We start from the raw sequence: 22,719 nt of genomic DNA, 5'->3' as shown, positions 1-22,719 counted from the left end.
CACCGCCGGGCAAAAACCCCACGGAAAAATAGGGAGGTGCGCCAAAACCCCTGTTGCGGCAACGCCACCGGGGTGCGGGCAGACCGCCCGCGCCTGTGGAGTTGGCTTACAGCATCAGCGACAAGCTGGCGTCCAGATGCTCTGTCGGCATGCGCTTGAACCCCGAGCGGGCATACCGCTGCAACCGTCCCACGGCAAAGGCGGTCAGCACGCTGGCGGCGACCTGGGCATCCACTGTCGGGGTGTCAGACCCCGCGGTGGTTGCGCGCAGGCACTGGCGCAGGGTGGACTCGATGCGGTCAAAGAACTGATTCATGCGCTGCTGCAGGCGGTCATGCTCAAACACCAGCGCGTCGCCCACCATCACGCGCACCATGCCCGGGTTGCGCTCGCCAAACTGCAGCAGCACGGCGACGATGCGCGCAGCCTGGCGGGCGCCCATTTCGGCGGCTTGGGCGGCCTGGGCAGGGTCCGGCACATCGCGCCCGGTGATTTGCTGCACCAGGGTGAACACGGTCTGCTCGATGAAGTCGATCAAGCCTTCAAACATCTGCGCCTTGCTGGCGAAGTGCCGGTACAGGGCGGCCTCGCTGACCGCCAGGCGTGCGGCCAGCGCTGCGGTGGTGATGCGCTCGGCGCCTGGCTGCTCCAGCATGGACGCCAGCGCCTGCAGGATCTGCACACGCCGCTCCCCGGGTTTGGGCCGCTTGCGCGCCGCAGGGGTGTCTACGGTGTCGGCTGTGCTGGCGGGCTCAGGAAGGGGCGAGAGTTCGGACATGCAGGACTGGGGCTCTGTTGGGGCCATGCGGCCGGTGGCACCCTGTGGCCCAGTCACTCGCCGCGTAGGCGAAACCAGTCTGCGGCAGGGCGTAAATCATGTGTGGAAATGATTCTCGCACAGGGCCTGTGGCACCTTACCCACGGTACCGGTAGCGAACGATGACGGGGCTAAAGCCGGAACACCACCGTCACCAGAAGCCCGTGTCCCTGCGGGCCAACGCCCAGCGTGAGCGACGCCCGGTGCACGCGCGCAATCTCATCCGCAATGGCCAACCCAAGGCCGGTGCCCTCGCCCACCGTGCCCGGCACGCGGTAAAACCGTTGCATGACGCGCGCACGCTCGGCCTCGGGCACACCGGGGCCGTCGTCTTCAACCTCCACAAATACGCGCGGCGGTCCCGCCCGCCCCTGGCGCATGCCACAGCGGATGGTGACGATACCGCCCGGGGGCGTGTACTTGATGGCGTTGTCCACCAGGTTGGACAGCAGCTCGCGCAGCAGCCAGCCATGGCCGGTGACATGCACGGGCTGCACATCCAGGCCCAGGTCCAGCCCCTTGCCGGTGGCGGGGTCCAGAAAAGTTTCGAGCAGCGTCTCGCACAGGTCTTTGAGATCCACCCGCTGCGGAGGCTGTGCATCCAGGCTGCGCGCATCGGCACGCGACAGCGCCAGCAACTGGTGCGCCAGTTGCGAGGTGCGGCGCGTGGCATTGCGCAGCTTCTCGATCTGATCCGCACCCAAAACAATAGCGCCTTGCGCTTTACCATCAAGCGCTAGAGGCATTTTTCTATCAAAATCTGGTAAAGAAACGCGCGGCGGTGCGGCCGCCTTGGCCATCATGGCCCACGCCTCCACCTGGGCCTGCAGGCCGGCCAGCGGGGTGCGCAGCTGGTGCGCCGCATCGGCCACAAAGCGGCGCTGGCCTTCAGCCTGCGCGTTGACCAGCGCAAACAGGCGGTTGAGAGAATGCACCAGCGGGCGCACTTCGCTGGGTGACGAGGACTCGTCAATCGGGCTCAGGTCGCGCGGCGACCGGTGCTCCACCGCCTCGGCCAAGTCCACCAGCGGCTTGAACGCCCGGCGCACCGCCCAGTGAATAGCGAGCGCCGCAGCCGCCACCAGCACCAGATTGGGCAGCAGCACGCGCAAAAACAGTTGCTGGGCCCACTGCTGGCGCGGGTCAGACCCATCGGCCAGCGCCACCACCAGCTCGCCCGCCCCGGTGCGCCCGCGCAGCACCGCCACCCGGTAGGTCACGCCACCAAACTCCACGCTGTGAAACTCGGGCGCCTGGGTGGTGGGCACCGCGCTGTGCACCCAGGCATCGCCCAGCAGCAATTTGCCGTCCACGTCGCGCACGCTGTAGCCTGCAAACCCCGCGTTCTGGCGCAGAAACTCGTCCACCGGCGGCGCCAGCAACAGCAAAGGGGGTTCGTTGTCGCGAATGGGAGGGGCCAGCACCGAGTCCGCCAGCGCGGGTAACAGCCGCAGCAGGCGCTGATCGTGCCCCCCCGCAGCCTCGTCGGCCGAGCGGTAGTCCAGCCACACGCCCACAAACGCCAGAGCACACAGGGGCAGCACCAGCATGAGCAGCAGCCGGTTGCGCAGGTCGGAGGTCATGGCGCGCAGCCCGGGCCGCTGTGCGGGAGTGGACCGGGGTTGCGTCATGGCGGGCTGTCAATCAGTCTGCGGGATTGGCACCGGGTCAGGGAGCCTGCAGTTCCAGCCGGTAGCCAAACCCGCGAATGGACCGCAGCGCCACCCCATGCGGCTCCAGCTTGCCCCGCAGGCGCGAGACATACACCTCGACCGCGTTGGGCGTGATCTCCTTGTCCCAGCCGGTCAGGGCCTGCAGCAGCTTGTCTTTGCTGGCAGGCTTGGGGGCATTGATGAGCAGGTATTCAAGCACCGTCCACTCGCGCGGACCCAGCTCGATCACCTGCTCGAAATCTCCCGTGCGGATGCTGGCGCGGCGGCCCGCCGTGTCCAGCTCCAGCGGGCCAAAACTGAGCACTGCCGTGGTGGCGGCCTGCGACCGGCGCAACAGAGCACGCAGGCGCGCCAACAGCTCGGGCAGCTCGAACGGCTTGACCATGTAGTCGTCCGCCCCCAGGTCCAGCCCCTGCACCCGGTCGTGCAGCGCGTCGCGGGCGGTCAGGATGAGCACGGGCATGGCGGGGCTGGCCATCTCGGGGCGGCGCAGGCGCCGGGTCAGTTCCAGCCCGTCCATCGCGGGCAGGCCGATGTCGATGATGGCTGCGTCAAACGACTCAGTGCGCAGCACCTCTTCAGCGCGCTCACCACTGCCGACCCAGTCCACCGCATAGCCCGCATCGGCCAGGCCCAGCTTGATGCCGCTGGCCACCATGACGTCGTCTTCGACCAATAGCAAGCGCATGGCAGACTGGGAAACGGGGTCAGTGCGACCGGATCATGGTGCCGTAGGCCTGATCAGTCAGGATTTCCAGCAGCATGGCGTGCGGCACCCGGCCGTCGATGATGTGCACCGCGTGGACGCCCGCCTTGGCGGCATCCAGCGCCCCGGCAATCTTGGGCAACATGCCGCCGGAAATGGTGCCGTCGGCAAACAGCGCATCAATCTCGCGCGCAGTCAGGTCGGTCAGCAGATTGCCTGCCTTGTCCAGCACGCCAGGGGTGTTGGTGAGCAACATCAGCTTTTCGGCCTGCAGCACGGTGGCCAGCTTGCTGGCGACCACGTCCGCGTTGATGTTGTAGCTCTCGTTGTTCTCGCCAAAGCCGATGGGGCTGATCACCGGGATGAACGCATCGTCCTGCAGCGCCTTGACCACGCTCGGGTCGATGGCCACGATGTCGCCGACCTGGCCGACGTCGTGCTCAATGCTCGGGTCCTTGGTGTCCACCAGCTTGAGCTTTTGGGCACGGATCATGCCGCCGTCACGGCCGGTCAGGCCCACGGCCTTGCCACCCGCCTGATTGATCAGACCCACGATGTCCTGCTGCACCTCGCCCGCCAGCACCCATTCGACCACTTCCATGGTCTCGGCATCGGTCACGCGCATGCCCTGGATGAACTCGCCCTTCTTGCCCAGGCGGTTCAGCGCCGTTTCAATCTGCGGCCCCCCGCCATGCACCACCACGGGGTTCATGCCCACCAGCTTGAGCAGCACCACGTCTTCGGCAAAGTCGGCCTGCAACGCAGGGTCGGTCATGGCGTTGCCGCCGTACTTGATGACCATGGTCTTGCCATGGAACTTGCGGATGTAAGGCAGCGCCTGGGCCAGGATTTCAGCCTTGTCGCGTGGGGCAATCGAAAGAAGGTCGGTCATGGAGGCGTGCCATCCGGTGAAAACTGTGAGGCGCAAATTGTGCCGCATTCACGCGGCACTCCCACACCAAACTTCGCAAGGGCGAGTGGCTGCGCTTTCAGTGGCGCAGCCAGTGAGGCACTTTGAAGCGCACGATTGCGAAATACGCCATCACGTAGCTGATCACAAACAGCGCGCAAAACGCCATCAGCAGCGGCGTATTGCTCCAGAACAGCACTGCGGGCACTACCGTAAGCAGCGTGAACCCCCACAGATACGGCGACGTGCGGTTGTTGCGCATCAGCACACGGCGGGACTCGTCGTCATGGAACACGCCCCGCACGATGCGCCGATAGATCAGCTGGTGAAAATGCAGCGCGTCCGCCACGCCCGGCGACACCCCGCGAACCGCCTTGCGGTAGATGGAGAAAACCGTCTCCCAGACTGGATAAATCAACAGCAGCATGGGAAACCAGGGTGACACCTCCGAATTGCGCTGCACCAGCGAAATGCTCGCCAGTGCAATCACCACACCCCATACATACGCCCCGCCGTCCCCGGCAAACAGCATGCCGCGTGGGTAGTTCCAGACCAGGAACCCTGCGGTAGCGGCGGCGGTGGATACCAGCAAGGCCGCCAATGCGCGGTCCCCCACCTGCAAGGCTACGTGTGCCAGTGCAAGGCAGACGATGAGCGCCACCATGCCTGCCAGGCCGTTGTAGCCGTCGATGATGTTGAACGCGTGGGGAAGGCCAGCGACGGCAAGAACCACGATGGCAATACCCAGCCAGGGGGCAGCGGTCAGCACCGCATCCGCTACAGGCCATCCCAGGCGCGGTAGCGTCATATCCAGCAGCGCCACTGCCAGTACGCCAGATGTTCCCGTCAGAATAAGACGGTACCGAACGGACAACCGCTGGGTCATGTCTTCGGCGATTCCCCCAAGTGCAGCGGGCAGCAGGGCCACCAGCCAACCGCCGACCCACAGCCCCAGCCGAAGCGAGCCGGGGTCTCCCCATTGGAGGGTCTGCAGCATGCCCAAGCCCCAAGCAACGCTCATGCCCAACAGCAGCGCGGCACCGCCCAACCTGGGAATGTCACCCAAGTGAAATCGCTGCGGCATGGCCTCGCCATAGGCTGCTGCATGCTCCCGCCCCCATCGAACAATGAGCCCTGCAGCCAGCGCCGCTATCAAAAAACCAACCACAGACAACCAAATCATGGGGTGCCGATGGTACCTGTGCTGGCTGACGCCGACGTTAGCAACTGTAGCGACTGGCGGTATACGGGGGATCGCCACAACCGGAAAAGGCTGCGAACATGCCAGATCAGATGTCTCGCACTGCGGCCGCTGGCCCTCTGCCCCGCGTGGACGACCTGCGCCTCGGCTCGCACCAGGGACAGCCTGCCAAGTCGCAAGCGAAGGCAAATATCCACGTCCTCGCAGTACATGAAATAGCGCTCGTCAAACCCGCCCAACGCATGCCACACGGCCCCAGGTAACACCATGCAAGCGGCATTTACCCACTCCGCCTTGGTTTCTTTGCGCCCCAACAAACGCCTTTGCAGCAAGCGCAGGGGCGATGGCACCTCGCGCTCGCTGTCCTGTAACCGGCCATGTTCATCAAGCTGATTCGGGTAAGCACACCCGACCCCGGCCACGGAGGCGGTGGCCAGCAATGCGGCAAACGGGTCCAGCCCGTCGTCCAGCAAGCTCACATCAGGGTTGAGCACGCACACAAACGACTCAGTCGCTTCAGCCAGCGCACGGTTGTGGTTTGCGCCAAAGCCCAAAGGCTGTGAATTGCAACGCACTTCCAACGCAAATGGCCAACCGCCCCGAGGGGGCGCCAGCGCAGCTTCAGGCACGTTATGTGTCAGCACCACGCGCCCGACCGAGCCTGCACAACGCGCGGCTAGCTGCTCCAACAGCCGCTGAACAAGGGCCCCGTGTCCGTGACTGACAATGGATACGACCAGGCCCCGAGGGGGATGTGTGTCGGTTTGCGGTCGATTCATGGGCCTGTATTGTCGACTGCCGCCCGCAGCGATAGGACAACAACGTGCACGCAGTCCGGCCAAACCGCCCCGGCATAATTCGCAGATGACGAATTCCATTGACGATCTGCACGTCTACTTGCGGTCCATTGCAGAGGGAGAACGCACGTCCCTCTCGGTTTTGGCGGGTTTGGTCCACGAAGGCGCCACTATTTTGGACCTGGGCTGCGGCAGCGGCGCCCTGGGGCAGCACCTGAAAGAAACCCGCCGTTGCACATCCGACGGGGTAACACTCAGCCAAGCGGAAGCAGACCACGCGCGCCCGCACTACCGCCGGGTGGAGGTAGACGACCTCGAAACGGCTGACCTCCGCACGATGTTTGGCGGCCAACAATACGACTACATTGTCTGCGCCGACGTGCTGGAGCACCTGCGGCGCCCCGAACAGGTGCTTTTGGCCTGCCGCGACCTGCTCGTGCCAAGCGGCCGCCTGTTGATATCGGTGCCAAATGCCGGCTACAGCGGCTTGGTTGCAGAATTGTTGGAAGGCGAGTTCCGCTACCGTGACGAAGGACTGCTCGACCGCACCCACTTACGATTTTTTACCCGGCGCTCGCTGTTGCGCTTCCTGACCGAGCAGCGGTGGTCCCTCGACAGCGTGGACACGGTGACACGCCCGCTGCCCGAGTCGGAATTCCAGGTCGCGTTCGACCAGCTCCCGCCCTCTGTGGCACGGCACCTGCTGGGCACCCCTGACGCGCTGACCTACCAATTTATCTGCGCCGCCCACCCCGTAGAGCAGGCACCTGCCCTCCCCGGAAGCGCCGCAGCGCCAAACGTCGGCGCCGAGCCAGCGCGGGCACTGTTCACAGCCCAGCTTTACCTGGGCCAGGACGGGAATTACCGCGAGGACTGCAAGCTCACGGTAGCCGGGGTCATTGGCCAACAGCGCCAAACCTTGCTGTTTGAACTGCCCAGCAAAGACCTGCCCACGACGCGGTTGAGGCTGGACCCAGCCGACAGGCCCGGATTTGTGCATCTCCACAGCCTGCATCTACACACCGCCAGCGGCGAAACCCTGTGGCAGTGGTCGGCAGATGCCGACGGCAGCTCAATGCTGGCGGGCACACTCCACCAGCAAATTGTCTGGCAAGCACCTTTCCCTGCTGCGTCGGGCATTCTGCTTCTGCTCACCGGTGACGAACCGTGGTTTGAACTACCCGTCGCACCCGACGCTCTGGCCCGCGCACCGCGCGAAGGTTTGCGCCTGTCCGTGGAACTGGGCTGGCCCATGTCAGCCGACTACGCAGCATTGGCCGGCACAGTCTCACCGATGCTTGAAGAGCAGCATTTCCTGCGCAGTCAGGTCGGACGGATCCCGCATCTCATGCAGGAGCACGAAAAGCTGGCGCTGGAGCACACCCAGCTGCACCATCTGCATGCCGAACTGCATCGCCAATTGGCTGCCGAACAGCGTGAGCGCCACCACCTCTTTGCAGAACGCGACAAGGCCCAGCAGGAGATCACCCAGCTTCACGGCCAACTGCGCGGCATGGCCGCCCACGTGGACAACCTGAGCAACCTGCGGTCGGTGCGGTACACACGCGCACTGAGCCGCTGGCTGCGCCCTTCCAGAATCGAGCCCGTGCAGGCAAGCGCTGCGTTAACGTCCGCCGCCCAAGCTGCAGGCTCCACCCCCATCCTGATTCAGGACGCCACCACTGCACCCGCGCCTATGCGATCACCTATTAGCGACACGGTAGACATCATTGTTCCGGTGTACCGAGGCTTGGCAGACACCCAGCTCTGCGTGGAATCGACGCTGGCCAGCCCCGTCACAGCGGGCTATCGGCTCATCATCATCAACGATGCGAGCCCCGAGCCCGCCGTGACCCAGTGGCTGCGCGAAAAAGCGGCCCAGGAGCCACGCATCACCCTGCTGGAGAACGAGCACAACCTTGGCTTCGTAGGCACCGTGAACCGCGGAATGAAGCATTCGCAGCACAACGACGTGGTGCTGCTCAACAGCGACACCGAGGTCGCCAACGACTGGCTTGACCGCCTGCGCCGCACCGCCTACGCATCCACCAAGTCAGGCACAGTAACGCCGTTCTCCAGTAACGCCACCATCTGCAGCTATCCGGTATTTTGTGCGGCCAATCCTCTACCGGACGGCCATACCACTGCAAGCCTGGATCGCTTGTTTGCAGCAGCCAACGCAGGGCAGGCCATTGATGTGCCCACTGGCGTTGGTTTTTGCATGTACATCCGGCGCGACTGCCTGAAGGAAGTGGGGTGGTTCGACGAAGAGCACTTCGGCAAAGGCTACGGCGAAGAAAACGACTTCTGCCAACGGGCACTGACCCTCGGATGGCGCAACCTGCACGCGCTCGACACCTACGTGCTGCACACGGGCGGCGTGAGCTTTGGCGAAAGCAAGAGCCCACGCGAACAAGCAGCCATGGCCACGCTGCGCAAGCTGCATCCCAGCTATGAACCGCAGGTCATGGCCTTTGTGCAGCAAGATCCCGCCTGCGCCGCCCGCCTGGCGGTGGACTGGCTGCGCGAGACCCGTGGCGGCAGCAAGCCCGTTGTCCTCGCGGTGCAGCATGCCCGCGGCGGCGGCACAGAACGCCATGTGCTGGAGCTGGCCCAGACACTTGCCGGCAAAGTCACATTCCTTTCGCTCAGGCCTTCCGGCTCGCACCATGTGGTGCTGCAACTGGTGGCAACCAACCTGCACCCGCCCGAAGGCCAGGCTTCGCAGCAGCCCATCTCCGCCCTGTCTGATACCTGGCGCGCCGTGTTTGACCTGAACGAGGAACAACCGCAACTGCTGGAGCTGCTGCGCACCGTGGGCGTTGCGCACGTGCATTTCCACCATCTTCTTGGGCACCACCAATTCAGTTGGCATTTGCCCCAAGCCCTGGACGTGGGTTATGACTTCACCAGTCATGACTTTTACAGCTTTTGCACCAACATCACGCTAACGGGCAAGATCAACCGGTATCAGGCAGACAAGCACGGCGAATGCTGCGACGGTACGCACCCCCCGTCCATGCCACCCGTGGCAGAGCAGATCACCGACTGGCGGATCCGCAACCGCATTTTTCTGGAGGGCGCGCGCTTCGTCCTCTCCCCCAGCCTGGATACCGCCCAGCGCATGCTCGCGGCGTTCCCCTCGGCGCGGGTGCGGTTTGCACCGCACACCGACCTGGATCATTCGGCACATCAAGCACCCCAGCCTCGGCGTTTGCAGCCGCAGCAACCCCTGCGCATTGCAGTCATAGGCGCACTCAGCATCATCAAGGGAGCCGAGGTGCTGGAAGCCACCGCGCGCCTGGCCCAAAAGAACGGCTCGCCGCTGGAGTTCCATCTCATCGGCTACGGCTACCGCCACCTTCAGACCAGCGGCACGGCGCTCACAGTGCATGGCGAATACGAGGAGGCCCAGCTGCCCGCGCTGCTCCAGCGCCTCGCACCAGACGTCGTCTGGTTCCCCGCCCTGTGGCCAGAGACCTACAGCTACACCCTCAGCGCCGCGCTAGAAGCTGCTCTGCCCGTCGTTGTTCCTGACCTCGGCGCCTTTGTAGAGCGTGTGGCCCATCGCCCCTGGAGCTGGGTGCAGGACTGGTCCAGCACGCCCCAGCAATGGGTGGACCTGTTTGCACACATCCGCGAGCAGTTCATCGATAGCTCGGCTGCAGCGGCCCTGACAACCGCAGCGCCCGCAGCACCCGATCTACCCCAGCCGCTTGCCACATTGCAAGAGAAACTCGGCCCCTGGAGCTATCCGCGCGACTACCTGGCCTTCATCCCTGAGGCACCTGCGGCACCTGCGGATGCAAATGGCGCCACAGCGGCGGCCTATGCCCCCAAGGCGCAGCAGATTGCCCGTCAGTTCGTGGCTGCCCAGGCAAACTCTTCACCGCAGGTGCACACCGGCGGCCTGCTGTACCGTGGGGCGCTGCGCTTGCAGCGCATGCCGATGCTCGGCTCGGTGATGCGGGCTGTGCCCCAAAGCTGGCGTTACCGCGTTAAGCGATTGCTAAGCCGCTGAGCTTTTCGATCTGTGAACGAATCCCGCGTCATCGCAGTGGTGGTGACCTACCAACCTGACGGGCCGGCACTGGCACGCCTGCTGCAACGGCTGGTACCACAAGTGCAACACACCGTGGTGGTGGACAACACTGACGAGTCCTGTCGCCCCTTGCCACCGCCACCCACCGGCACAGTGCAGACCTGGCTATCGCTAGGACGCAACACTGGAATCGCCCACGCCCAAAACCTTGGCGTGGAACATGCACGGCAGCTGGGTGCCACCCACGTGCTGTTCATGGACCAGGACAGCTTGCCGCCCGAAGGCATGGTGCCCCAACTGCTCCAGTCGTTGACCGCTGCAGCGCCAGATCACCGCGTGGCTGCCATTGGCCCACTCTGCCGCGACATCAAGACAGGCCGCATTACCCCGCTGATACAAAGACGGGGCTGGCGTATTCAACGGGTGCAGGCCAAAGGTACGGCCCCCATCCCGGTGGAATACATTCCAGCATCTGGAACACTGGCAGCGCTCTCTGCACTAGACCGCGTCGGCTTGTTCCGGGCTGAGTACTTTATTGACCGCGTAGACGTGGAATGGTGCCTGCGGGCAAGACACCTGGGAATGGGCATCTGGGTAGATCCACGCTGCGTGATGCAGCACGACCAGGCAACACGCGCAGTTCGGCTGCTGGGCCGCACCCTGTACATCGGGCGTGACTTTCGCGCGTACTTCCATGTGCGCAACTCCGTCGCGATGGCAGCCCACGCGGCCATTGCACCCTTTTGGCGGTGGGACCAGATCATCAAGACCCTGCCGTACGTTGTGCTCTACACCCTGGCTGCACGCCACGGCCGGCTGCACATGGCAAAAACGCTGCTGGTCGCGGTGTGCGATGGACTGCGGGGCCGCATGGGCAAGGGCCACTACGAGAGCAAGCCCCTACGGTAGAAATCTATTCAGGGGCCTCTCAAACGCTTGCATAGCGAGGTCACTCTTAAAATAGTAGCAGCCACCGCCTTCCAGCACAAAATTTTAAGACGATAACTACTTAAAACTCAATGCAGAAGAGCGCAAGCAGCTGCAAATTTCATAGCACATCATCGACCCCATGTGCTTCGCAGCTCAAGCTACGGCTTCTGCAAAAGTAAGAATATTTCGTTGTTCAGCAGCAGCTCGTCGGGATACTGGCCCTTGAGCCCATCGGGTATCGCCATATCTACTTGGCGGCGCTCTTGCCGGGCCACCACGAAGCCGGCCTGCCCGGTCAGTTGCACCAGTTCGTCGGCAGTGAGGCGGTTCAAAGCCTGGTACTCCTTGAACACAAAACGCTTGTAGCCCTCTACCCCAAAGTCTGCAAAACCAAAATCCACCTCCGAGGCATCCATAGGGCCCTCGTGGTTCTGGATGACCTTCCACAACTCGTCTTCGCTGGCCAGCAGATGGTGCCAGGGCACATCGTCGTAGCGGCGCAAATGTGAGCCAAACGGTGAGTAAAACAGCGGCTCGATCTGAATGAAAAAGTAGCCCCCTGGGCGCAAGCAAGCATACAGGTCGGCAAAAATCGGCGCCAACTGGTCTCGCTGCACATGCTCGAAGGTAGACCAGCTCATGATGCCGTCTACCAGTTCACGCCTCCCCGCCAACGGTGCACCGGGCGTGATGGTTTCAAACGTCAGTGCCGACGGAATGCGCCGCATGCCCAACTGCTCACGTGCAATGCGTGGGAGCTTGGCGTATTCGCGCCGAATGTCCACCCCGTGGATGGCCGTGGCCCCATAGCGCAGCACCAGCGAAAGGTCGGTAATGCCGTCGCCACAGCCAAAGTTCAGCAACCTGGCCGTGCGCATATCCAGCACACTGCCCACCCATTGGTGCACCACATCGGCCGCGTACTCAAAATGCGCGCGAAACCATTCGTCGCTGATTTTTTTTGCATCCCAAGGGGCAAGGCCCCACAGGCGCTCTTGCAGCGCAAGCACCCAGTTTCCCGTCATGTCATCTCCACCAGTTGTTGCTGTTCACGCACTATGCGCCTAAGGTTTGCGCAAAACATAGGCGTCCTGATGGTTCCAGAAATGCACGGGCGACTTGTGCACCAGCTTGTCGGCTCCCAGGGTTTCGGCAATGCGCGCCAGCACAAATGCCTCCGACGTAAAGGTGGTGCCGTACTCTTGCTCATCAATCGCGGTGGATTCGCTGGATGCTGCAAAAAAGTAACCCTCTTCGTCCAGCGTCACATGGTCAAAATTGGCAGCCTTGATGCCGTGGGTGCTGACCACCAGCAAGCCACCGGGCGCCACCGCCTCATACAGCACCGCAAGCCATCGCGACCAGGTGGCCCTTGGCAAGTGGCTAAATAGTGACAACACAAACACCAGGTCATAGCTGCCCGGCCATTGCACGTCCTCTGGCACGCTGGCTGACAGGAACCCGTTGACGCCAAAAGTGGTGCGCGAGAACTCCACCGCACTGGGCACCACATCAGACACCACAACCCGCTCAGGCCCAAGGGCCTTGACCAGATGCCGCGTAAACCGCCCATGGCCACTGGCAAATTCCAGCACGCGCGGCATCTTTAACAGGGGCTGGTCTACCGCCTCCAGCAATAGCATCAGTTCAGACAGGGTGCGCCAGCCATCGGCCAGGTAGTCCCGCAGGGGGTTTCGACTGGAATGGTGGCCCCGAAAGAAACCAAAAATATCGTCATGCTCAGAGATGGTGCAGTCCAGCCCCATCACATTGTTGAACGACCCCACCAGATCATGCTTTTCGATCAGCGCATGGGCGGCCAGCACCACGTCACGCTCATCGCGGGCACGCACCAGCACCTGGGCTGCACCCACTCGGTCACCTTGCGCCAGTAAATCTTGCCCTTCTTGCAGCAGGCGCTGCCCCGCACTCAACGCGGAAGGTGTAGTTGTCATATGTTCTCAACCAAAAACCATCAAAAATGTTCGATTATCGGATCCACGTCGCGAGCGGGGCTGTGCGCTTTGGAGCCGCTGTCTGGTCATGCCCAGTGGTGCGGCAGCCGCACAAGCCCTGGCAAGGGCTTGGGAAAGATAAAGCGGAAGTGCAAGAACTGAAACCATTCGTCGTACACCGCCAGACCCGTCTCGTCGAACAAGAAAGCGCTGATCACGTAGTCGCCGCTGTGCAGCGGCAGGTCCGGAAAGGTCAGCACGGATTGCCAGGTGCCATCGGCCTGCAAAACCGGTGCCGCACCGTCCTCATGCGTGGCCAGCGATGTGATGCCGACCCCTTTGGACTGCTCGATCATGAAGCCGATGTGGGGCCGCTCATCGCCCCGCCCGCGTGCGCGAATGGTCACCACCAAGTCTTGCCCCTGCAGCACGGGCGGCTGACCGGGCTGCGAATCGTCCAGGTGGGCCACGTCAACGGCCAGAATGCAGGCACTGCCACCACTTTGCGCAGGCATGGTTCGCGGTGTCGCGCCCGAGCCATTCACAGCGCCCTGCTCCGAGTCGCCGGGCAATGCCGGTGACGTTGCTGATGCCTCACCGGGTTGGCTGACATCTGCCTCAGCATCCGCTGCGGCCTCTCGCTCGCGGGTGTGTACGTCGTAGGCGGCCAGCACGGCCTCGGTGTTGCCGAACTGCTCTACGCTGCCGCCCTTGAGCCACAGCGCACGGTCGCACAGATGGCGAATGTGGTACGGGCTGTGTGAGCAAAACAAAATGGTGCAGCCGCTGTTGCGAAACGCCGTGATGCGCTCCACGCATTTTTTCTGAAAGTTCTGGTCACCTACCGCCAGCGCCTCGTCGATGATGAGCACATCGGGCTGCACGGCCGTCACCAGTGCAAAAGCCAGGCGCACCGTCATGCCAGACGAATACGTTTTTACCGGCCTGTCCAGCGCCTCACCCAGCTCGCAAAATTCGATGATCTCGGGCTCCAGCCGCGCCATTTCATCGTGCGCAATACCGATCAGGCTGCCCGCAAAATACAGGTTGTCGCGCCCACTGAAGTCTGGGTGAAAACCGGCACCCAGCTCCAGAATGGCGGTAACGCGACCCACCCGGTCGATGCGGCCGTGGCTGGGTTGCAAGGTGCCCGCCAGCAGTTTGAGCAACGTGCTCTTGCCTGCCCCGTTGTCGCCAATCACGCCAATGCACTCGCCGCGTTGCAGCTCAAACGACACATTGTTCAGCGCCCAGTGGCTGCGGTGCGTGGCCTTGCCGGTAATCAAAGCCTTGAGACGCGCACGGGGCGTGGGGTACAGCTTGTATTCTTTGCCCACACCCTGCACGCGAAGCACGGTGGCACTACCGTCCAGTGCAGGTGCAAGAGCAGGTGCTTTGTGGCCTGCCGTGCTGTTGATCGTTTTCGTCATAGCCAATCCACCAACTGGTCACGGCTGCGTTTGACCACCACATTCAAAAGCAATGCGGTCACCGCCAGCCAGACCAAGGTCACCCACCACACACTGACGGGTGGCCAGGCGCCCTGCAGCAGTATTTGTTGGTAACCCACTACCAACGCTGTCATGGGGTTAAACCACAGCACCCAACGCCAGTTCTCCGGAAACAGGGTCAGCGGAAACAAAATGGGCGACAGGTAAATGCCCACCGAGAGGAAGAAGTTGACAAGCTGCACTGTGTCGCGCAGCGCAGCGGCAAGTATTGCCAGTAAATAGCCCAGCAGCAGACACAACACCAACTGCAAGCCCAGCAGGACCACAAAGCCCAGCAGGGCGCCATTGAAGTGATGCAAAGGTGCATACACCAGCGCCACCACCACCAACAGCGGCCCATAGATGAGCCCACTGGCCAGCACTGCTCGCGCAGTAAAAAGCACGGGCGGCAGCGGATTTTTATGCAAAAGCCCACCGGCTTCGATAAGGCTGTTCATGCCGCGAGCCACTGCGTCGCAAAAGGCCATCCACGGCAAGGCGCCCACAATGAGAAAAGTGCCCACCGCATGCGGCGGGGCGCCCTCCCCCAGTCGCATGGAGAACACTACGTCAAATACCAGGTAGTAGGCCGCCACTGTCAGCAGGGGTTGCAAATAGGGCCACAGCACCCCCGCGGCGGTGCCGGTGTGACGGGCTGCCAGTTCGCGGCGGGTGAGCACCCATACCAGCGCCCGGGCGCGCCACAGCGCCTGGATTTCATTGAACAAGATCAGCATGGCGCCAAGGGCAAATTCGCTATCAACATCACAACTCAGATCACCTAAACGAAAACCCGCCCGGAATGGGCGGGCGGAGATGCTCAATACTCAGCAGACGTACACAAGGGGCGCGCAAGCAGATGCCCGCCCCTTCTGCGCAGCGGGCTAACCACAGGTCTGCCCATGGTGCGCCAGCATCAGTACTGCGTCAGTACGGCATCACTTTGCAGTTTTGTAAGTGGCTGCAAAAGCCTCTATGGCTTCTTGATTGATTTTTGCGCCTTGTTGAATCTTCTGCGCCTCAGTGGCTCGCGCGTCTTGGGCGGCAGTGGTACGCATTTCCTTCATCAACTCTTCACGCACTTCTTCGAACGCACGAATGCGTTGGGGGCGGCGTTCATCCAATTGCAGAATGTGGTATCCAAATTTTGTTTCCACCACACTGCTCAGCTCACCCGGCTTCTGCATGGCAAACGCTGCGGTTTCAAACTCTGGCAGCAAACGCCCACGGGCAAAGTAGCCAAGGTCACCGCCCTTTGCAGCACTGCCGGGGTCGGCTGAGCGCTCTTTGGCCATTGCGGCAAAGTCTGCACCTTTTTTTAGCTCATCCAACATCTGCTCGGCCTTGGCCTTGGACTCTGGTGTTTTCTCGGTCAGCAGAATGTGGCGAATCTTCACCTCTTCATCCGCCTTGAAGCGATCTGGCTTGGCGCGGTAGTTGTTGCGAGCCAGAGCCTCCACGGCCGCGTCGGACGGCACGGCTTTTTTGTCCATGTGCTCCAGCATGGCGTCGGACAACACCTTGTCGCGCGCAACCTTCAGAGCGGCGGCCACCTGCGGGTCTTTGTCCAGGCCCTCAGTAGCGGCCTGCTCAGCAAATACCCGGCGCGCATAGAGGTTAGACGCTACCTGCAGCACGGTTTCGGGCTTTTGCAGCACCACACTACGCATCTCCAGCGGCATGCGCAAAGAGTCGGCCTGCATGTCCTGCACGGTAATGGCGACAGAGTTGCCTTGGATGAGAACGGCAGCGGGGTCGGCAGCCTGGGCGGCAGTAGTGGCGCCCATCATCATCAACGCAGCACATGCGGCCGCAACTCGGGCTTGTACAGAAGAACGGTGGTTCATGGTGTGTTTGGTCAATCAACCAGTTTCAAGCAGTTAAAAAAAAAGGCGGGGGAACCCCCCCGCCTTTTTAGATCGCATTGCTGCGATTAAGTGCCCACGAATTACTTCGTGAAGCGGTGTGGCCAAGTGATACCGTAGGTGCCAACGGTGCCAGCTGCGGCTTGTGGGTTCGTCAGCTTGATGAACGAAGAACCCAGGATTGGCAGGCCAGCTTGCGAGTTGTAAGTCGTTGCATTGGCGGTCGTAACAGTCGTGGAACCAGGTACTGCGTACGTTGGGCCAAGGGCTGTAGTGAACGCGTTGCCAGTGCTGATCACGCTCCAGCCGTTGGTGAACGGACCGGAAGCAGCGCCAGCAGCCACGTTTTGACGTGCCACGGAGGCAGCCAGCACGGAGTTACCAGTGTCAGAGAAGCTCAGAACGCTGGTTTCGCCGCAGAAGCGAGTTTGCGACACGGAACCTGGCGAGAACACAGCACCGGATGTGCGCGACTGCTCTTCACGATCATAGAACGCTTGGCCAGTGGAATTCACGCAGATCAGACCACCTTGCAGGGCGGTGTTTTCTGGAGCGAACCAAGCAGCGTAGTTCGCGGCAGCCGTACCAGTGGCGCTACCGTTGTCCAGCACTGTGTACAGACGGTAGTTGTTAGCCGTGGTCGACGTAGCAGCGTAGTTAGCAGCAACGCTGTAACGACGGGTAGGCATCGAGAACACCCAGTCAGTCTTGGCCGAGATGGAAGCGTCGTTGGCATACTGGTTCGTGATGGAGTTCACGGACAGAGCACGCGTCAGGTTGTAAGCCTGAACGCGGGTATCAACAACAGCAGTACCACCAGCATTCAAGGTGTAAGGCGTAGACAGGTCTGGCAGGTCGTAGTTGGCAGCGCGGATAGCAGCAGTAGACACTGCAGCGTTGGCGTTGTCACGTGTGAAGCTCACGCGGAACAGGGGGTCCGACGAGAAGCTTTCAGGCGTAGGAGCTGCAGTGGCGTTTTGTGGGAAGTGCACAAAGTTGCCGCGACCAGCGGTAGTGCCGCCAACAGTCGTCACAGCCGTCAGAGCGGTGGCAGCACCAGCGAACGTGGTCGATTGAGCCACGTTGATGATGTACCAGTCACCCATCAGACCCGTGGTAGGTGTGTCCAGACCCAGACCGCGAGCGGTAGCTTGGGTGGTCACGTTTGCCAGGGTTGCGTTCAGCGTTGCAGCCGTGCAAGGAGCGACGCCACCAACGTGCTTGATAGCTGTGTACAGCGTGCTGTTAGCGTTGCGGTTGGTGCCGTACATCAGCGTGCCGTCGATGTCAGCCATGTTGAAAATTTCAACGTAGCCTTCACGCGTTTGCGCAGGGATGTCACCAGCCATGGTGCTCAGACGGTCGGTAACGAACGACTGCGCAACACCCTTTGCCAGAGCAGGCAGCGTGCAGGTGCCGTCAGCAGTGGTCAGTTGAGCAACGCCGTCAGCGCCAGCAGTTACAGCCGCAGTCCATACGTCGCCGGGCGACATGAACACTTGGAAGTCAAGAATATCGTCAGAGTTGGCGGCGGAGCGGAAACGCACCTTGGCCAGCTTGCCGTGCACCGTGTCGGTGTTGACAACGTGCAGAACGGTCATGTTGCCGTTTTGCGCATTGAAGTAAGGCACCACCAGCGAGTGGCCCGTGCCGCCTTCCGTCACACGCAGATCGCGAGCGTTGGTAGCGGTTTGCAGCCATGCTGTACCAGCGGTAGTAGCATCAGGAACCCACACGCCATTGGCATTGATGGTACCTGCGTCGGTGCCGGAAGGGCCAACACCCGTACCACGCACCACATCTGCGGAAGCGATGCCGGCAAAGCCAAGGCCACCAATCATGGCAGCAATGCTCAGGGCCAGAACATTTTTCTTCATATCAAGAACTCCAGTTAAAAAAGTTGGTAAGCGCAACTACCACGATTGATTACGCTAAGGGATGGTAGCACAGCGTTTCGAGACGTTCTATAACGCTGGCACCGCAAAAAACCTGTTTGTTGAAGAAATGCAACACTGTTTTATCTGTGGCGCAGCTCCCTCCCGCAGGGGCGAATGGCGCACCGCCCGTCAAAACCCTTACAGGTCTTGATGGTGCCACCACTGGCCGTCCTCGAGCAGCCAGGTCTCGTCGAGATACGTGTCTATATTACCCATCTTCAGCCCAGCCAAGGCGGGCGTTACACTGAGTTTGATGCGCGCCACACACTTTTCTGGCTCGCATGTGACTTTTGTCACCTCTACGCCTTGCACCGCAGCCGCCGTGCCGAACTGCATCTTGAACTGATCCAGCGTGCGCACCTTGCGGTATGAGGGTGGCACCAGCGCATACACCTTGTCGATCTGCCCTGCCTGACGCGCCTTCCAGTAGGCGGTGGCGCGCTGCTCTACCGCAGCCTCGGGGGTTGATGGTGACATGGTGGCGCAACCAGCCAGTACCAGTACAGACAACGCAAGAGCGCCAGCGCCCAGGCGGCGCGAGATGATGTTTGTAGCCATGGTGATCATTCAGTCCTTATGAAAACAGTGCGTTGTTATTACGAATCCAAAGCTACGCGCTCGCCAGCGGTAGCTGCGTTCAGCCCAAACCCCGGTTTTTGTTTATGCCTGCAGCGGGACTTTTCCAGCTACGCCTACCAAGGTCAGTTCGACGGGGCACCGCGCTGGGGTACGGAGTCAAGCACGGGAGGTTTGGTTCCGATGCCCAGGTTCTCAATGCCTTGCAGGCCTTTGAGCCGGTCGCGCAGGTCTTCACTCACCTCGCGGATATCTATGTCGGTGCGCACAACGCGTGGGGTGATGACGACCATCAGCTCGGTGCGGCCCATGTTGACGGAATTGGAGCCAAACAGCTTGCCAAACAGCGGAATGTCTTGCAGAAGGGGGACGCCAGACTTGCCCGTGCTGGAGTTGTCTTTAATCAGACCACCCAACACAATCGCCTCGCCAGAACGCACTGCCACTTTGCTGCTGATCTGCCGTTGTAGGAAAGCGCGCTGACCATTGGCCTCCGTAATAACTGCGCCTACGTCGGTGACCGTTTGGTCTATTTGCATGGTGACCAGATTGCCAGAGTTGACGGACGGCGTGACGGTAAGGCCCACGCCAGTGTCTTTGTACTGAATGGTGCTGGTAGTCACCCCTGTGGTGGTGTCCGTGATGGGGGTAGTGGTGCTGGTGCGAATAGGCTGCTGATTGCCAACGGTGATAGTGGCTGTGTGGTTGTCTAATACCATCAGGGATGGGCTTGATATGACCTTGACGAGCGACTTTGTAGCCAGCGCCGTCAATGTCGCACGGACGTCGTTGAGCGAACGGCTCAACGTATAGGAAAACCCCTGGGCCAGCCCGCTGATGACACCGGTTTCATTGCCAGTGAGCTGGCCGTTTCCGCGATAGTTAGAGTTGTTGCGGCTGTCGTTGAAGGCCCACTGCAGACCGTACTCCAAGTCATCGCCCAGCGTGACTTCCACAATGGTGGCCTCGATCAGGACCTGGGTGGGGGGCAAGTCCAGGCGCCTGAGGGTGGATTCAATCTTGGAATACTCAGACCGCGTGCCCCACACCAGTATGGAGTTGTTCAGCTCGTCTGCCATAACGCGGATATTGCCGATACTGGCAGCAACCACTCCTTGCTGGCCGCCTTGGGTTGTGTTGGCCTGGTTGTTGCGCCCCAGGGCACTTGTGGTACCGCCACCCTGAAAGCTACCGGCGCGGGAAGTGCCCAACTGGTTGCCACCGCCGCCGCTCAAGCTGCCACTGTTGCCAAAGGCGTTGGAAACCGAATTCTGTCCAAACGTATTGCCCATAGCAGTTGATAAGCCAGGGGCAATACCAGTGCTTGTGGTTCCACCGCCCTGACTTTGCCCGCCAAAAATGCCACTGAGTACTGATGCCAAATGGCGAGCATTGCCGTTTTGCACCTTATATATATGGAGCTGGGCCTCAGCCCCGTTGTCGCTGGGCTGGTCCAGCCGTTCGATCCAGCGGCGGGCTTCTTCCAGATACGCGGCACGGGGGGTTACCACCAAGATGCTGTTGAGCCGCTCGATGGGCATGATGCGCAGAGCCCCGAACAGCGGATTACCCTCGCCCAGCATGGCGGCCGCGCTAGAGCCGCCAGAGGGTTGCGTACTGGCGGACACAGCGCCCCGGCCAGTAGGCTGAGGGGTCTGCGTAGGTGCGGCAGCGGCACCTCCGCCGCTGACCAGCGCAAGGGCAGCTTCCACCTCTTTGATAGACGCATATTTGAGCGGGAACACGCCGACTGACATGCCCTTGAGCAGGCTGACGTCAAACGTGCTGACCATGTCCAGCCAGCCCTCGGCCTGAGTGCGCGTGCCAGCCAGCACCAGCAGATTGCGCAGGTTATCCACGCGAACCAGGGACTCGGCGGGCATCATGGGGCGCAAGATAGTGGCCATTTCTGCTGCGCCGATGTACTGCAGGGGCACAATCACCACGCCCTGGCCGGGCGGCAATGGGGCGCTGCCTGATGCTTGCCGAACCGTGCCGCCAATGGTTTTAAGCACCTCGACCCGCCCTACGTGATAGGTGCCACGCGCATCGCGCACCAAGCCCAGGCCGTTGGCCTGTAATGCGCTTTCCAGCAAAAATGCCGCTTGGTCAGGCGTAACGGGGTTACGCGTTGCCAAGGTCACTGTGCCCGCCAAGGGGGGGTGCAGCACGTAGTCCACTTTGAGAATGTCGCCGAGCACGGTTCTGACCACCTGGGCTACCGGTGCCTCTTCAAAGTTCAGAGAGACGGCCGGCCCGTCAAGGCCCGGCACGGGTTTGGCGGGCCCGGTGACTTTGTCATCGCCGCGGATGATGCGGGGCTGGTTCACTGCTGCATCAGGCACAGATGCTGCCTCTGCTGGAGCCAGCGCGGGTGCTGCGGCCTGCCCGCCAAAAGCCGGGCCGACAGGAGCCTGGGCCGCCGCCACTTGACAGGCGGCCAGCGCCACCACGGTGAATGCATATTGATAAGGTGTCATTTCTGCGAAGAGTAAAACTCTTGGGTGTCTGGTGTAGGGAGAATGGCCGTCGATGGATTCGAGGGGGCGTTCTTAAAAAGCGATGACCGGTGGAGCGACTGTATGTTCCATAGCATGGTGTGATACGGCTAACACTTAGCGGCTCCCACCAAAGGTTGCTCGCCGGGGGTCGGGCGCATTTCGGGCAGGAGCGCCCCCTTGCGCGCCTGCTGCCCCCGCAGCCGCGTCGGCAGCAGGCGCTGGCTGAGCTTGTGCGGCGGGAGGGGAGGCAACCGGCAAACCGGAGTAGCTGGTCAAGGCGGCTCTTGGCAAGGTCAGCGAGCGGCTTTGTCCAGCCCCTGCAAATGTCACTGTGCTGCCGGAGATAGACTGCAGCGTCCAGCCGCCCTCTATAGACTCATTCAATCGAACCCTGCGGTCTTTGCCGGCGAGGTTGATGATGACACCGCCCCCGGCACTGCTGCTGAAAACGCCCGATATGCGGGCTGTGGTCAATGTATCCACAGGCGCAGGTGCTTCAGGCGGGGGCGGTGGTGGCGGCGGCCTGCGCGTCAACATGAAAAGCGGGCGATCCAGCATCGCAACAAATTTGCTGGTGTCTACCTGCGCGTTACCCGGCAAGGGCGGAATCATCTGCGCGTAGTCGGTCTTCTGCGCAGCAGGCGGTGTCCACGACGAGTTTTTGATCGCACCTTGGGGAGTAACCCAAAGCCACGCCAGAAGCGCCGCCAACACAAGGTTGATGGAAATGAGTATTGCAATGCCAGGGCGCTTCATGTGCGCTCCCGCAAAACACTGAACACAAAGTTCACTGACAGCTTTGGCTGAAATTTAGGGGGGGTGTTACCCAGACCACCCAGCACCTGTACTTCAAATTCGTCCACCACGATGACAGGTAACTGGGTAGAAAAAACGGCCAGCGCACTTTGCACTGCCAACCACTCGCCTTCCGCGCGAACAGTAATTGGAATGCGCTCGTAGCCTTTGACGGCCTTGGGCGGCAGCACCTGGCTACTGCTGATTTGCAGACCGGAGGTGCTCAATATCTCGCGCACGCGCTGTTGGGCAGCATTCCCGGCTACGGCAGCATCTTGGGCCGCCGGATAGACATACCGCACTTGCGCGTCTTTAGCCGCAGCCAAGGCGGACGTGATTTCGGCGCGTTGCTCGTCCAGCCCCACAAGGCGGGCATAGCGTGGCTCCAGCTCTGCCAGTCGAGCCTCAGCCCATTGATGTTTTTGCAGCACATAGAAACCACCGGCCAATAGCGGGAGCGTCAACACGACCGCGAGCCCGGCCAAGGCCATGATCTCTTTGGATTTATAGCTTTTCATCGGGAG

At 61.7% G+C, this 22,719-nt stretch carries 18 protein-coding genes; 2 read left to right on the top strand and 16 right to left on the bottom strand.

What is annotated here, in order from left to right:
- Positions 1 to 106 precede the first annotated feature (106 nt).
- The 6 genes from slmA to ACK4OE_RS05875 all read right to left on the bottom strand — a co-directional run bounded on the left by slmA (position 107) and on the right by ACK4OE_RS05875 (position 5,882).
- A complete protein-coding gene (slmA, locus tag ACK4OE_RS05900) occupies positions 107 to 778 on the bottom strand; it encodes a nucleoid occlusion factor SlmA (protein WP_409883697.1) in 672 nt (223 codons plus the stop codon).
- Between the two features lie 170 nt (positions 779 to 948).
- Positions 949 to 2,400 carry an ATP-binding protein gene (locus ACK4OE_RS05895; RefSeq protein WP_409883706.1) on the bottom strand — a complete coding sequence of 484 codons (1,452 nt, stop codon included), beginning with the start codon at positions 2,398 to 2,400 and terminating at the stop codon, positions 949 to 951.
- Positions 2,401 to 2,485: 85 nt separating this feature from the next.
- On the bottom strand, positions 2,486 to 3,178 hold the full coding sequence (locus ACK4OE_RS05890) for a response regulator transcription factor (protein ID WP_409883696.1): 693 nt from the start codon (positions 3,176 to 3,178) through the stop codon (positions 2,486 to 2,488).
- 19 nt (positions 3,179 to 3,197) lie between these two features.
- Entirely contained in the window at positions 3,198 to 4,088 is an 891-nt protein-coding gene (gene argB, locus ACK4OE_RS05885; RefSeq protein WP_409883695.1) for an acetylglutamate kinase, read from the bottom strand.
- A gap of 97 nt (positions 4,089 to 4,185) precedes the next feature.
- Entirely contained in the window at positions 4,186 to 5,289 is a 1,104-nt protein-coding gene (locus tag ACK4OE_RS05880; protein WP_409883694.1) for a glycosyltransferase family 4 protein, read from the bottom strand.
- Entirely contained in the window at positions 5,286 to 5,882 is a 597-nt protein-coding gene (locus ACK4OE_RS05875) for a glycosyl transferase (RefSeq protein ID WP_409883693.1), read from the bottom strand. Before ACK4OE_RS05875 ends, ACK4OE_RS05880 begins: the two co-directional genes overlap by 4 nt.
- 289 nt (positions 5,883 to 6,171) lie before the next feature.
- Here ACK4OE_RS05875 and ACK4OE_RS05870 point away from each other — a divergent pair, with 289 nt between their 5' ends.
- Together ACK4OE_RS05870 and ACK4OE_RS05865 are read left to right on the top strand one after the other, a co-directional pair.
- Positions 6,172 to 10,125 (top strand): methyltransferase domain-containing protein, encoded by a 3,954-nt coding sequence (locus ACK4OE_RS05870; RefSeq protein WP_409883692.1) that lies wholly within the window; start codon positions 6,172 to 6,174, stop codon positions 10,123 to 10,125.
- Positions 10,126 to 10,137: 12 nt separating this feature from the next.
- Positions 10,138 to 11,055, top strand: a complete 918-nt coding sequence (locus tag ACK4OE_RS05865; RefSeq protein WP_409883691.1) for a glycosyltransferase family 2 protein — start codon at positions 10,138 to 10,140, stop codon at positions 11,053 to 11,055.
- A gap of 179 nt (positions 11,056 to 11,234) precedes the next feature.
- On the opposite strand, the gene ACK4OE_RS05860 is transcribed toward ACK4OE_RS05865, so the two are convergent.
- From ACK4OE_RS05860 to gspM, 10 genes are all read right to left on the bottom strand, one after another.
- Positions 11,235 to 12,101, bottom strand: coding sequence for an SAM-dependent methyltransferase (locus tag ACK4OE_RS05860; protein ID WP_409883690.1), 867 nt, complete (start codon positions 12,099 to 12,101; stop codon positions 11,235 to 11,237).
- Between the two features lie 39 nt (positions 12,102 to 12,140).
- The gene (locus ACK4OE_RS05855) at positions 12,141 to 13,031 is read right to left on the bottom strand and encodes a class I SAM-dependent methyltransferase (protein ID WP_409883689.1); all 891 of its coding nucleotides are present in this window, start codon (positions 13,029 to 13,031) and stop codon (positions 12,141 to 12,143) included.
- Positions 13,032 to 13,117: 86 nt separating this feature from the next.
- Complete coding sequence (locus ACK4OE_RS05850) at positions 13,118 to 14,461, bottom strand: ABC transporter ATP-binding protein (protein ID WP_409883687.1); 1,344 nt, start codon at positions 14,459 to 14,461, stop codon at positions 13,118 to 13,120.
- A complete protein-coding gene (locus ACK4OE_RS05845; protein ID WP_409883686.1) occupies positions 14,458 to 15,258 on the bottom strand; it encodes an ABC transporter permease in 801 nt (266 codons plus the stop codon). The genes ACK4OE_RS05850 and ACK4OE_RS05845 overlap by 4 nt, the downstream gene beginning before the upstream one ends.
- Before the next feature lie 201 nt (positions 15,259 to 15,459).
- The gene (locus ACK4OE_RS05840; protein WP_409883684.1) at positions 15,460 to 16,368 is read right to left on the bottom strand and encodes a peptidylprolyl isomerase; all 909 of its coding nucleotides are present in this window, start codon (positions 16,366 to 16,368) and stop codon (positions 15,460 to 15,462) included.
- 101 nt (positions 16,369 to 16,469) lie between these two features.
- Positions 16,470 to 18,263: a cell surface protein gene (locus ACK4OE_RS05835; RefSeq protein WP_409883705.1), complete on the bottom strand. Its 1,794-nt coding sequence runs from the start codon at positions 18,261 to 18,263 to the stop codon at positions 16,470 to 16,472.
- 198 nt (positions 18,264 to 18,461) lie between these two features.
- On the bottom strand, positions 18,462 to 18,881 hold the full coding sequence (locus ACK4OE_RS05830) for a hypothetical protein (RefSeq protein ID WP_409883683.1): 420 nt from the start codon (positions 18,879 to 18,881) through the stop codon (positions 18,462 to 18,464).
- 143 nt (positions 18,882 to 19,024) lie between these two features.
- On the bottom strand, positions 19,025 to 21,379 hold the full coding sequence (gene gspD / locus ACK4OE_RS05825; protein ID WP_409883682.1) for a type II secretion system secretin GspD: 2,355 nt from the start codon (positions 21,377 to 21,379) through the stop codon (positions 19,025 to 19,027).
- A 135-nt stretch (positions 21,380 to 21,514) separates the two neighbouring features.
- The gene (locus ACK4OE_RS05820; protein ID WP_409883681.1) at positions 21,515 to 22,156 is read right to left on the bottom strand and encodes a type II secretion system protein N; all 642 of its coding nucleotides are present in this window, start codon (positions 22,154 to 22,156) and stop codon (positions 21,515 to 21,517) included.
- On the bottom strand, positions 22,153 to 22,713 hold the full coding sequence (gene gspM / locus ACK4OE_RS05815; RefSeq protein ID WP_409883680.1) for a type II secretion system protein GspM: 561 nt from the start codon (positions 22,711 to 22,713) through the stop codon (positions 22,153 to 22,155). The genes ACK4OE_RS05820 and gspM overlap by 4 nt, the downstream gene beginning before the upstream one ends.
- Between the last annotated feature and the right edge of the window lie 6 nt (positions 22,714 to 22,719).

Origin of the sequence: Acidovorax sp. (assembly GCF_046314175.1) — a bacterium.
Taxonomy (GTDB): domain Bacteria; phylum Pseudomonadota; class Gammaproteobacteria; order Burkholderiales; family Burkholderiaceae_C; genus Acidovorax.
The sequence above is the reverse complement of the archived record's forward strand: the minus strand, read 5'-3'. Positions and strand labels throughout refer to the sequence as shown.

Coding starts and splice junctions, on each gene's coding strand:
- gspD (WP_409883682.1), bottom strand. CDS start 21,379: ATGACACCTTATCAATATGCATTCACCGTGGTGGCGCTGGCCGCCTGT.
- ACK4OE_RS05820 (WP_409883681.1), bottom strand. CDS start 22,156: ATGAAGCGCCCTGGCATTGCAATACTCATTTCCATCAACCTTGTGTTG.
- ACK4OE_RS05845 (WP_409883686.1), bottom strand. CDS start 15,258: ATGCTGATCTTGTTCAATGAAATCCAGGCGCTGTGGCGCGCCCGGGCG.
- ACK4OE_RS05835 (WP_409883705.1), bottom strand. CDS start 18,263: ATGAAGAAAAATGTTCTGGCCCTGAGCATTGCTGCCATGATTGGTGGC.
- gspM (WP_409883680.1), bottom strand. CDS start 22,713: ATGAAAAGCTATAAATCCAAAGAGATCATGGCCTTGGCCGGGCTCGCG.
- ACK4OE_RS05895 (WP_409883706.1), bottom strand. CDS start 2,400: ATGACCTCCGACCTGCGCAACCGGCTGCTGCTCATGCTGGTGCTGCCC.
- argB (WP_409883695.1), bottom strand. CDS start 4,088: ATGACCGACCTTCTTTCGATTGCCCCACGCGACAAGGCTGAAATCCTG.
- ACK4OE_RS05855 (WP_409883689.1), bottom strand. CDS start 13,031: ATGACAACTACACCTTCCGCGTTGAGTGCGGGGCAGCGCCTGCTGCAA.
- ACK4OE_RS05890 (WP_409883696.1), bottom strand. CDS start 3,178: ATGCGCTTGCTATTGGTCGAAGACGACGTCATGGTGGCCAGCGGCATC.
- ACK4OE_RS05850 (WP_409883687.1), bottom strand. CDS start 14,461: ATGACGAAAACGATCAACAGCACGGCAGGCCACAAAGCACCTGCTCTT.
- ACK4OE_RS05880 (WP_409883694.1), bottom strand. CDS start 5,289: ATGATTTGGTTGTCTGTGGTTGGTTTTTTGATAGCGGCGCTGGCTGCA.
- slmA (WP_409883697.1), bottom strand. CDS start 778: ATGTCCGAACTCTCGCCCCTTCCTGAGCCCGCCAGCACAGCCGACACC.
- ACK4OE_RS05870 (WP_409883692.1), top strand. CDS start 6,172: ATGACGAATTCCATTGACGATCTGCACGTCTACTTGCGGTCCATTGCA.
- ACK4OE_RS05830 (WP_409883683.1), bottom strand. CDS start 18,881: ATGGCTACAAACATCATCTCGCGCCGCCTGGGCGCTGGCGCTCTTGCG.
- ACK4OE_RS05860 (WP_409883690.1), bottom strand. CDS start 12,101: ATGACGGGAAACTGGGTGCTTGCGCTGCAAGAGCGCCTGTGGGGCCTT.
- ACK4OE_RS05840 (WP_409883684.1), bottom strand. CDS start 16,368: ATGAACCACCGTTCTTCTGTACAAGCCCGAGTTGCGGCCGCATGTGCT.